Annotated in this window: 7 protein-coding genes; 1 reads left to right on the forward strand and 6 read right to left on the reverse strand. The window is 72.6% G+C overall.

Annotated features, from left to right (window positions below):
• Nucleotides 1-22: 22 nt before the first annotated feature.
• From J7E96_RS27755 to fmt, 5 genes are all read right to left on the reverse strand, one after another.
• Nucleotides 23-1,465 carry a GuaB1 family IMP dehydrogenase-related protein gene (locus J7E96_RS27755; protein ID WP_215135008.1) on the reverse strand — a complete coding sequence of 481 codons (1,443 nt, stop codon included), beginning with the start codon at nt 1,463-1,465 and terminating at the stop codon, nt 23-25.
• Between the two features lie 153 nt (nt 1,466-1,618).
• Nucleotides 1,619-2,701 carry a sugar-binding transcriptional regulator gene (locus tag J7E96_RS27760; RefSeq protein WP_215135010.1) on the reverse strand — a complete coding sequence of 361 codons (1,083 nt, stop codon included), beginning with the start codon at nt 2,699-2,701 and terminating at the stop codon, nt 1,619-1,621.
• Between the two features lie 79 nt (nt 2,702-2,780).
• Nucleotides 2,781-3,467 (reverse strand): ribulose-phosphate 3-epimerase, encoded by a 687-nt coding sequence (rpe, locus tag J7E96_RS27765; RefSeq protein ID WP_215135012.1) that lies wholly within the window; start codon nt 3,465-3,467, stop codon nt 2,781-2,783.
• 187 nt (nt 3,468-3,654) lie between these two features.
• Nucleotides 3,655-5,115, reverse strand: coding sequence for an RsmB/NOP family class I SAM-dependent RNA methyltransferase (locus tag J7E96_RS27770; RefSeq protein WP_215135014.1), 1,461 nt, complete (start codon nt 5,113-5,115; stop codon nt 3,655-3,657).
• 37 nt (nt 5,116-5,152) lie between these two features.
• Complete coding sequence (fmt, locus tag J7E96_RS27775; RefSeq protein ID WP_215135030.1) at nt 5,153-6,103, reverse strand: methionyl-tRNA formyltransferase; 951 nt, start codon at nt 6,101-6,103, stop codon at nt 5,153-5,155.
• Between the two features lie 266 nt (nt 6,104-6,369).
• Here fmt and J7E96_RS27780 point away from each other — a divergent pair, with 266 nt between their 5' ends.
• Nucleotides 6,370-6,915, forward strand: a complete 546-nt coding sequence (locus J7E96_RS27780; RefSeq protein WP_215135016.1) for a hypothetical protein — start codon at nt 6,370-6,372, stop codon at nt 6,913-6,915.
• Nucleotides 6,916-7,217: 302 nt separating this feature from the next.
• Here the strand turns inward: J7E96_RS27780 and J7E96_RS27785 are convergent, their stop codons facing one another.
• The gene (locus J7E96_RS27785; RefSeq protein ID WP_215135018.1) at nt 7,218-9,377 is read right to left on the reverse strand and encodes a primosomal protein N'; all 2,160 of its coding nucleotides are present in this window, start codon (nt 9,375-9,377) and stop codon (nt 7,218-7,220) included.
• Nucleotides 9,378-9,458: the final 81 nt, after the last annotated feature.

Here is a 9,458-nt window from a genome sequence, read left to right on the forward strand (position 1 = left end):
GGGTTGGAGCGTTCCGGAGCCGTCAGCTCCAGCTGGCGTGCAGCGGCTTGCCCTCGGCGTAACCGGCGGCGCTCTGCACACCGACGATCGCCTTCTCGGCGAACTCCCCCAGCGAGCCGGCACCGGCGTACGTGCACGAGGAACGGACGCCCGCGATGATCGAGTCGATCAGGTCCTCGACGCCCGGACGGGTCGGGTCGAGGAACATGCGCGAGGTGGAAATGCCCTCCTCGAACAACGCCTTCCGGGCCCGGTCGTACGCCGACTCCTCGCTCGTACGGTTGCGTACGGCGCGGGCGGACGCCATGCCGAACGACTCCTTGTACGCCCGGCCGTCGGCCGAGTGCTGGAGGTCGCCGGGCGACTCGTACGTACCGGCGAACCAGGAGCCGACCATGACGTTGGACGCGCCGGCGGCAAGCGCCATCGCGACGTCGCGGGGGTGACGGACACCGCCGTCGGCCCAGACGTGCTTGCCGAACTTCTTCGCCTCGGCCGCGCACTCCATGACGGCGGAGAACTGCGGGCGGCCCACGCCGGTCATCATTCGGGTGGTGCACATGGCGCCGGGGCCCACACCGACCTTGATGATGTCCGCGCCGGCCTCGATGAGGTCGCGCACGCCCTCGGCGGCGACGATGTTGCCCGCGACGATCGGGACCTGCGGGTCGAGCCCGCGCACGGCCTTGACCGCGGCGATCATCGACTCCTGGTGACCGTGCGCGGTGTCCACGACGAGCGTGTCCACACCGGCGTCGAGAAGCTGCTTGGCCTTGCCCGCGACGTCGCCGTTGGTGCCGACAGCTGCCGCGATGCGCAGCTTGCCCCTGGCGTCGGTGGCGGGGGTGTAGAGGGTCGCGCGCAGGGCGCCCTTGCGCGTCAGGACACCGGCGAGACGGCCGTCCTTGTCGACGGCGGGGGCGTACTTGTGGTTGACGGCGTCGAGCCGGTTGAAGGCCTCGCGCGGGTCGATGTCGGCATCGAGCAGGACCAGGTCCCTGGTCATGACCTCGGACAGCTGCGTGAAGCGGTCGACGCCGGTCAGGTCGTGGTCGGTGACGACGCCGATGGGGCGACGGTCTGCGTCCACGACGACGCCCGCGCCGTGCGCCCGCTTGGGCAGCAGCGACAGCGCGTCGGCGACGGTCTGCGAGGGGGCCAGGACGATCGGGGTGTCGAGCACCAGGTGGCGCGACTTGACCCAGGAGACGACCTCGGTGACGACCTCGATCGGGATGTCCTGCGGAATGACGACGAGCCCGCCGCGCCGGGCCACGGTCTCGGCCATCCGGCGGCCGGCGATCGCGGTCATGTTCGCGACGACCAGCGGGATGGTGGTGCCGGTGCCGTCGGGGGCCGCGAGGTCCACGCCCTGGCGGGAACCGACGGCCGAGCGGCTCGGCACCATGAATACGTCGTCGTACGTGAGGTCGTACGGCGGCTTCAGATCGTTGAGGAAACGCACGTGCTGAACATCCCAGTCGTTCGGAGTTGGCCCCCGGGCATTTCAGCCGGGGAAAAACGCACGTACTTCAGTGTCCCATGCCCATGCCGATACACCCTCCGGGCCGAACATCCAGGCCGCGGCGGGTGCACTCGTCAGATCATCCAAACGGAATCAGTCGTCGGGGTCGGCCCGGTCCAGCGCCGGCCGCGGCGCCGTGCCCGTCTCGCTGAGCAGATAGTCGGCCGCCGCGGTGTCCGTGACCAGGCTGGTCACCAGCCCGGATCTCAGCACGGCGTCGATGGCGGACGCCTTGCGCAGTCCGCCCGCGATCGCCACCACCTCGGGGATACGTCGCAACCGGTCCGCCTCGACGGTGATGCAGCGCTCGCCCAGGTCACGCCCGACCCGGCGGCCCTGCGCGTCGAAGAGGTGCGCGGACATCTCGGCGGCGACACCGAGCGACGCGTAGTGCGCGCGCTCCTCGTCCGAGAGCATGTCGTACACCGTCGAAATGCCCGGCTCCCACGAGCCGATGGAGACGGCCGCGACGGTCACCTTGTCGAAGTACTCGAAGGCCCGCGCGATGCCGGTCTGGTTGCGCAGCGCGGCGGCAGTGGCCGGGTCGGGCAGCAGCATCGGCGCGTAGATCGGGTGCGCCTCACCGCCGGACACCTGAGCGGCGCGGCGTACGGCCTCGACCGAGCCGCGCTCCGCCGTCCCGGCGTCGTACACACCTGTCAGCTGTACGACCGTGCAGGGCGGCAGCTGGTGCAACGCGGCGGCCATGTGGATGGTGGACCGGCCCCAGGCCAGGCCCAGCACATCGCCCTCGTTCACCAGTTCGCCGAGGAGGTCGGCCGCGACCTCGCCCAGGTTCTCCGGGTCGGTGGGCGCGCTCCCGGCGAAGCCGGGAGAGCCAGGGAGGGCGTCCTCGGTGGCGTCGGCCGGGGATTCGACGACGACCGCGTGCCGCAGGCCGTAGCGGGCACGCAGCGCGTCGGAGCGCTCCGCGTCCAGCTCGGCGGGCACCCTGATCTCGATGCGTACGAGATCGCGCTCCAGGGCCGTCTCCAGGACCCTGGCCACCTTGAAACGGCTGACGCCGAACTCCTCGGCGATCTGGATCTTGGACTTGCCCTCCAGGTAGAAGCGGCGGGCCATGGCCGCCGCCTGGACCAGCTCTGCGGGTCCCATCCGCAGGGCTGACCGGCCCGCCGACATTGCAGACACCGCGTTCTCCTCACTGCTGTTCACACTCTGGGCTCGCTGTTCATCCTGTCAGATCACCGAGACCTTGATCAGCCCCGAAGGGCGGCGTTCACCGAGCCGTGGCTCAGTGGTCGCATGCCCAGCCGGCACCGGCGGTGGCCTCGGTCGCCTGGCTGCGCAGCATGCGCACCGCGGCGGCCGGGTCGTCCGTCCCGTAGACGGCGGAGCCGGCGACGAAGACGTCCGCGCCCGCCTCGGCGCAGCGCTCGATGGTCGACGCCGATACGCCGCCGTCGACCTGGAGCCACAGCTCCAGGCCGTGCTTGGAGATCAGCTCACGGGTACGGCGGATCTTGGGCAGCATGATGTCGAGGAACGCCTGGCCGCCGAAGCCCGGCTCCACCGTCATGATCAGCAGCATGTCGAGCTCGGGGAGCAGGTCCTCGTACGGCTCGATGGGCGTGGCCGGCTTCAGCGCCATCGATGCGCGGGCGCCCTTGGCACGGATCTCGCGCGCCGTCCGGACGGGGGCGGCGCACGCCTCGGCGTGGAAGGTAACCGATCCGGCGCCCGCCTCGACGTACTGCGGGGCCCAGCGATCGGCGTCCTCGATCATCAGGTGGCAGTCGAGGGGGATGTCCGTCGCCCGGCTGAGAGATTCCACGATGGGTACGCCCAGCGTCAGGTTGGGCACGAAGTGGTTGTCCATCACGTCGACGTGGAGCCAGTCGGCGCCCTCGACGGCCTTCGCCTCCTCCGCCAGGCGGGAGAAGTCTGCGGAGAGAATACTGGGATTGATCTGAACAGCCATGGGCCAAGCCTGCCATGTTCCGGGGCTCTTCCTGCCCTCGGTAGGCCCCTGGGTACGTACCAGAGGCGCCCGGGATCAGTACAGTCCACGCAATCGGTGACGATTCGGCGCGCGCGCAAGGCAGTTGGCGCAGGTGTGGTCGCCACATCCTCCGACAGTTCGCACCGCGGTCCGTCACTGGTGGTGGCTAGGCGGTCCGGCGCAGCAGGGCCAGGTACATCGCGTCCGTGCCGTGCATGTGCGGCCACAGCTGTACGTCGGGGCCGTCGCCCAGCGCCGGGACGCCGGGCATCAGCGGCCTGGCGTCGATCCACTCGGCCTCGACCGGCGCGTGCCCACCGCGCCCCTTGAGTACGTCGTCGACGACGATCCGGGTCTCGGCGAGGTGCGGCGAGCAGGTCGCGTACCCCACCACTCCGCCCACGCGGACAGCGTTCAGCGCCTCCCTCAACAACCCCCGCTGGAGCGGAGCGAAGCCCTCCAGGTCCTCGGCGCGGCGGCGCCAGCGCGCCTCCGGGCGGCGGCGCAGTGCGCCGAGCCCCGAACACGGGACGTCCATCAGGACCCGGTCGAACGAGCCCGGGAGCCACGGCGGGTTCAGGCCGTCAGCGGCGATCACCTGGTACGGGCCGGGGTTGCCCACCAGCGCCCGCTCGACAAGACGCGCCCGGTGCGGCTGCTTTTCGGCGGCCAGCAGCGCGGCGCCGCGCTGAGCGGCGAGCCCGGCCAGCATGGCTGCCTTGCCGCCGGGCCCGGCGCAGCCGTCCAGCCAGCGCTCGTCGCGCCCGTCGACGGGCGCGTTGGCCAGGGCGATGGCGACCAGCTGGCTGCCCTCGTCCTGGACGCCGGCGCGGCCCTCGGAAACGGCGGCGATGGCCCCCGGCTCGCCGCCCTCGGTCAGGCGTACGGCGTACGGAGACCAGCGGCCCGGCAGCCCCGAATCCTCGCCCAGGACATCCAGCAGCTCGTCGGCGGTGGAGCGGCCGGGGCGGGCGACGAGCGTCACCTCGGGCCGCTCGTTGTCGGCCTCCAGCAGGTCCTCGATGCCGGCGCGGCCGCCGCCCAGAGCGTCCCAGAGCGCGGAGACGATCCAGCGCGGGTGCGAGTGGACGACGGACAGGTGTTCCTCGGCGTCGTCGTCGTACGGCGGAGCGACCTGCTCCACCCAGGCGTCCAGATCCTGCTTGGAGATCTTCCGCAGCACAGCGTTGACGAACTTCGCGCGCCCCTCACCGAGCACCACGCGCGCCAGCTCCACGCTCGCGGAGACGGCGGCGTGCGTGGGGATGCGGGTGCCGAGCAGCTGGTGCGCGCCGAGCGCCAGTACGTCGAGCACCGGCGGGTCCACCTCGCGCAGCGGCCGGTCGATGCAGGCCCTGATGACCGCGTCGTAGGTGCCCTGGCGGCGCAGCGTCCCGTACACCAGCTCGGTCGCGAGCGCCGCGTCGCGCTCGTCGAAGGTGCCCTTGGCACGGGCCTTCTTCAGCAGCGGTGGCAGGACGAGGTTCGCGTACGCGTCGCGCTCGTCGACGGCGCGCAGCGCCTCGAACGCGAGGAAGCGGACCGGGTCCTTCTGGGGACGCCGGTGCGGCTTGGCCGGACGCTTGGCGGGTCGCTTGGCTGCACTGCTGCTTGGCTGGTCACTCACGAAAAAGGTGCTCCGCTTGAGAGGGGGACGAACCCTCTCAGCGTACGTCCGCCGAGCCCAGGTGTTCGCCCGGGGCGATGCGCACGCCGCGCGCCCAGTCGGCCGCGAGCATCGGCTTCTTGCCCTGCGGCTGCACCCAGAGCAGCTCGACAGGATGCGATCCGGTCCCGACGTACACGTTCTTCTTCGCCGCGGCCAGCTCGCCGGGAGCCAGGCCCAGGTCCGCCCGCTCCGGCAGCGGCTTCACCGCGACCAGCTTGAGCCGCTCGCCGCGGAACAGCGTCCAGGCGCCGGGAGCGGGCGTGCAGCCGCGCACGACACGGTCGACGCGCAGTGCGGGAGCCGTCCAGTCGACCTGCGCGTCCTCGACGCGGATCTTGGGTGCGAGCGTGATGCCCTCGGTGGGCTGCGGTACGGCGTGCAGCGTGCCGTCCTCGATGCCGTCCATGGTGGCGGCGAGCAGCCCGGAGCCGGCGAAGGCGAGCCGGGTGAGGAGGTCACCACTGGTGTCGGTGGGCCGTACCCGCTCAGTCACCACTCCGTACACCGGCCCGGAGTCGAGCCCCTCCTCGATCAGGAACGTCGAGGCACCCGTGACCTCGTCGCCCGCGAGGATCGCGTGCTGGACGGGGGCGGCGCCGCGCCAGGCCGGCAGCAGGGAGAAGTGCAGATTGACCCACCCCTTGGCCGGGATGTCGAGGGCTGTCTTGGGCAGCAGCGCGCCGTACGCGACGACGGGGCAGCAGTCCGGCGCGATCTCGCGCAGCCGCGCGAGGAAGTTCTCGTCGCGCGGCCTGACCGGCTTGAGCACCTCGATCCCGGCCTCTTCCGCCCGCGCGGCGACGGGGCTGGCGACGAGCCTGCGGCCACGCCCGGCGGGGGCGTCGGGCCGGGTGACGACAGCGGCAACTTCATGCCGGCCGGAGGCGATCAGGGCGTCCAGGGCGGGTACGGCGACCTCGGGGGTGCCTGCGAAGACGAGCTTCATCGGTGGCGCGGGCCTCTCGGGCAGGAAGGGGGCGGAACGGGTGGCGGCGGGCAGGAGGCGCACCAGTCTATGGGCCTCCGAAGGCCATGGCTCCAGGGGGCGTACGCCCATCCGCGCGCCCCGCGCAGATGCACATACGCCCCCAGCAGCGTGACCCCGGTACCGGGTGACGCGTTGGTCAAGAGAGATTGACCAAAACGGCCCGCACACGCGGCTCTTTTCCCTTCTTCCGCCCCTTCTTTCACGCCGGTTCGAGAGGCTTGTTCATGGCCGACCACGCAACCCACGACGCCCAAGCACGGGCCAGCCTGCATCTGTTGGTACGGGACATCGAGCGGGTCCGCCGGCAGGTGGACGCCCTGCGGACCCTGACCGCCCAGCTCGGCAACGTCTACCGCCCGCGTCGCTCCGGCCCTTCCACGGGCTTCGTCGTCTACGGCCGGGCCCCGGCGCCGACCGTCCGCCTCGCGCAGGAGCTGCGGGACAGCGTCGAGACGCTGGTGACCGCCGCCGTGGACTTCGACCGATCGCTCGGCTTCTCCTGGGACGCGGTCGGTTCGGCGCTCGGGGTGACCAAGCAGGCGGTGCACCGCCGTTACGGCGCGCGGCGGGCGGCGACGCAGACCGGTACGCCTGCCGAGGCCGAACTCCCGGCGGTCGAGACGGCAACCGCTACCCGCACTCTTCCCGTCCCATCCCCGGTGCCGTCCGTGCCCGCCACCCGGTCCATGCCGCCGCAGCCGACGGCCGCCGCCCATTCCCTGCGCGAGGAGATCCGCCCGAACGCCTTCCCGGGCCCCCGCAACGGCTGACCCTCGCCCGGCCGTCCCGCCACCACGCCGAAACGGCGCCACAACGGGACGGCCAAGCCTCCCGAACTGGGGCGCTGCCCAACCCCCGGTCCTCAAACGCCGGAGGGGCTGAAGTTGCCCAGGGGGCTCAGCCGAGCTGAGGGCTTAGCCCCAAGCGCACCAAAATCCAGCCCGTCCGGCGTTTGAGGACACGCCCGTAGGGCGCCCCGGGGGGTCTGGGGGCTTGCCCCCAGTTTCGGGAAAGGGCGGGTAGGGGAACAGCGCCGCAGGCAACCCGCACCCGCCGAGCCGCACCAGCCCCCTCAGCCGATGTCCGGCGGATCGATCCTGATCCGCACCAAGTCGCCGCCCCCGCCACGAGCCATCCGCGCCGCCTGCGCGGCCTTCAGCGCCGCAGCGAGAGCCGCCCCACTGCCCGGCGGAACCCTCAGCAGCGCCCGTTCCCACACCTCGCCCACCGGGGGATCGCCCGGCCGGCGAGGCCGACCGGGCTCCGCGACGGGCAACGGCACAGGGCCCAGCACCTCAACCTCGCCCGGCAGCTCCGCGCTCGCCAAGAACGCGGCGATCGCCTCGGGACGCCCACTCACCGCCGCCATCCGCGACACCGGCGGAAAGCCCAGCTCGGCCCGCTCCGCCAGCTCCCGCTGCGCATGCCCCACGGGATCCCACCGCACCAGCGCCTGCACGGGCCGCAGCGTCGGCTCGGCGACCACGACGACCGTGCCGCCGCCCTCCCCCTGCCCCCTGACCAGCGCCGAGGCGCTTATCCAGCGTCGCAGGGCCTCCTCCCCGGCGCGCAGGTCCTGCCGCCCGAGCATGGCCCAGCCGTCCAGCAGCAGCGCTGCCGCGTAACCGCCCTCGGCCACCGGCTCGGCTCCCGGCGTACTCACGACGAGCGCCGGTACCCCCGGCACGCTCTCCAGCACATGGTCGCGCCCGGACGTACGCACCGGGACAGCCGGAAACGCCCGCCCCAGCTCCTCCGCCGTACGCCGCGCCCCGACCACCCGGGCCCGCAGCCGGACACTCCCGCACTCGCCGCACCGCCACCCCGCCGCGTCCCGGCCGCACCACCCGCAGTGCAGTTCCTGCTGGTCGGCCGCTTCGAGCGGCCCCGCGCAGTGCCGGCACCTCGCCGGCGTACGACACCGCTCGCAGGCCAGACTCGGTACGTACCCACGCCGAGGCACCTGCACCAGCACCGGCCCGGACTTGAGCCCGTCCCGCACCGTCTGCCACGCCAGACTCGGCAGCCGCGCGGCCCGTGCCGCCCCGTCCCGGGCCACCTCCTCATCGCCCACCGTACGAATCAGCGGCGCCGCGGCCCGCACCTGCTCGCGACCCGCGCGCAGCGGCACGGCCCACTTGCTCTCCACGAGCTGGGCCGCCTCAACCGTGCAACTGACAGCCCCCAGCAGAAATCCGCACTTACTGTGCTGCGCCCGCAGCTCCAGCACCTCCCGCACATGCGGAAACGGCGCGTGATCGTCGGCGTGACTCGAATCCCCGTCGTCCCACACCACCACCAGCCCCAGGTCCGCCACCGGCGCGAACATCGCGGCCCGCGTCCCCACCACCGCCCGCACCGACCCCCGCCGCGCGGCCAGCCACTGCCGGTAGCGCTTCTGCGGCCCGGCGTCTGCGGTGAGCAGCGTGTGGTGCCCCTTCCCCACCAGCGCGGTGAGCGCGGCGTCCACCCGGGCCGCGCTCCGCCCGTCCGGCACCACAACCAGCGCGCCCCGCCCGGAGGCGAGCGTCGCGGCCACCGCACGCGCCAGCTCGTCCGGCCAGTGCGGCCCCGGCAACGCGTTCCACACGGCCCGCGGCGCCCCGCCCCCCGCCAGCTCCCGCAGAAACGCGGGCCCGTGCGCATACCGTTCCCACGTCCCGGCCCCCGGCACATCCGGCGGCGGCAGCGGCTCGGGCGAAGGCTTCGCCTCGGCCGGCCCGTTCCTCGGCGGAACAGCCAGCTGCAGTACGTCGGCGAGGCTCCCCGCGTACCGGTCGGCGATCGCCCGCGAGAGCGCCAGCAGCTCCGGACTGAGCACCGGCTCGGGGGACACCACATAGGCGAGCGCGGCCAGCGGCCCTGCGTAGTCGGACTCGGCCCGGCGCTCGACGAGGAATCCGTCGATCATCCCGCCGCCCTCACGGCGGCCGCCCCGCACGTTGTGCGCCCCCGCCCCGAACCGCACCCGCACCCGCACCCCCGGCTGCGCGACGGCGTCCAGCTCCTCCGTCACGGCGTAGTCGAAGTACTGGTCGAGATGCAGCACACCCTTGTTGACCAACACCCGGGCAACGGGCAGCTCCTTGGCGAGCGGCGCCCCCCGCCACGTCCGCGGCTTGGCCTTCGGAACCTTCGCCTTCCGCACACTCTCCCGAATGAGCGCAAGCTGCTCCGGCACCCCGGCCCCGCCCCCGGGCTGCTCGTCGGACCGCTCATCGTTCCTGCTCACAGCCAAATTCCTATCAGACCCCACTGACAGTGCGGCAAGCGCGAAGGCCCCGGACCGATACGGACGCTGTTGGTTAATTCG

The organism is Streptomyces sp. ISL-96 (assembly GCF_018614035.1).
Taxonomy (GTDB): domain Bacteria; phylum Actinomycetota; class Actinomycetes; order Streptomycetales; family Streptomycetaceae; genus Streptomyces.

Coding starts and splice junctions, on each gene's coding strand:
- fmt (WP_215135030.1), bottom strand. CDS start 6,103: ATGAAGCTCGTCTTCGCAGGCACCCCCGAGGTCGCCGTACCCGCCCTG.
- rpe (WP_215135012.1), bottom strand. CDS start 3,467: ATGGCTGTTCAGATCAATCCCAGTATTCTCTCCGCAGACTTCTCCCGC.
- J7E96_RS27780 (WP_215135016.1), top strand. CDS start 6,370: ATGGCCGACCACGCAACCCACGACGCCCAAGCACGGGCCAGCCTGCAT.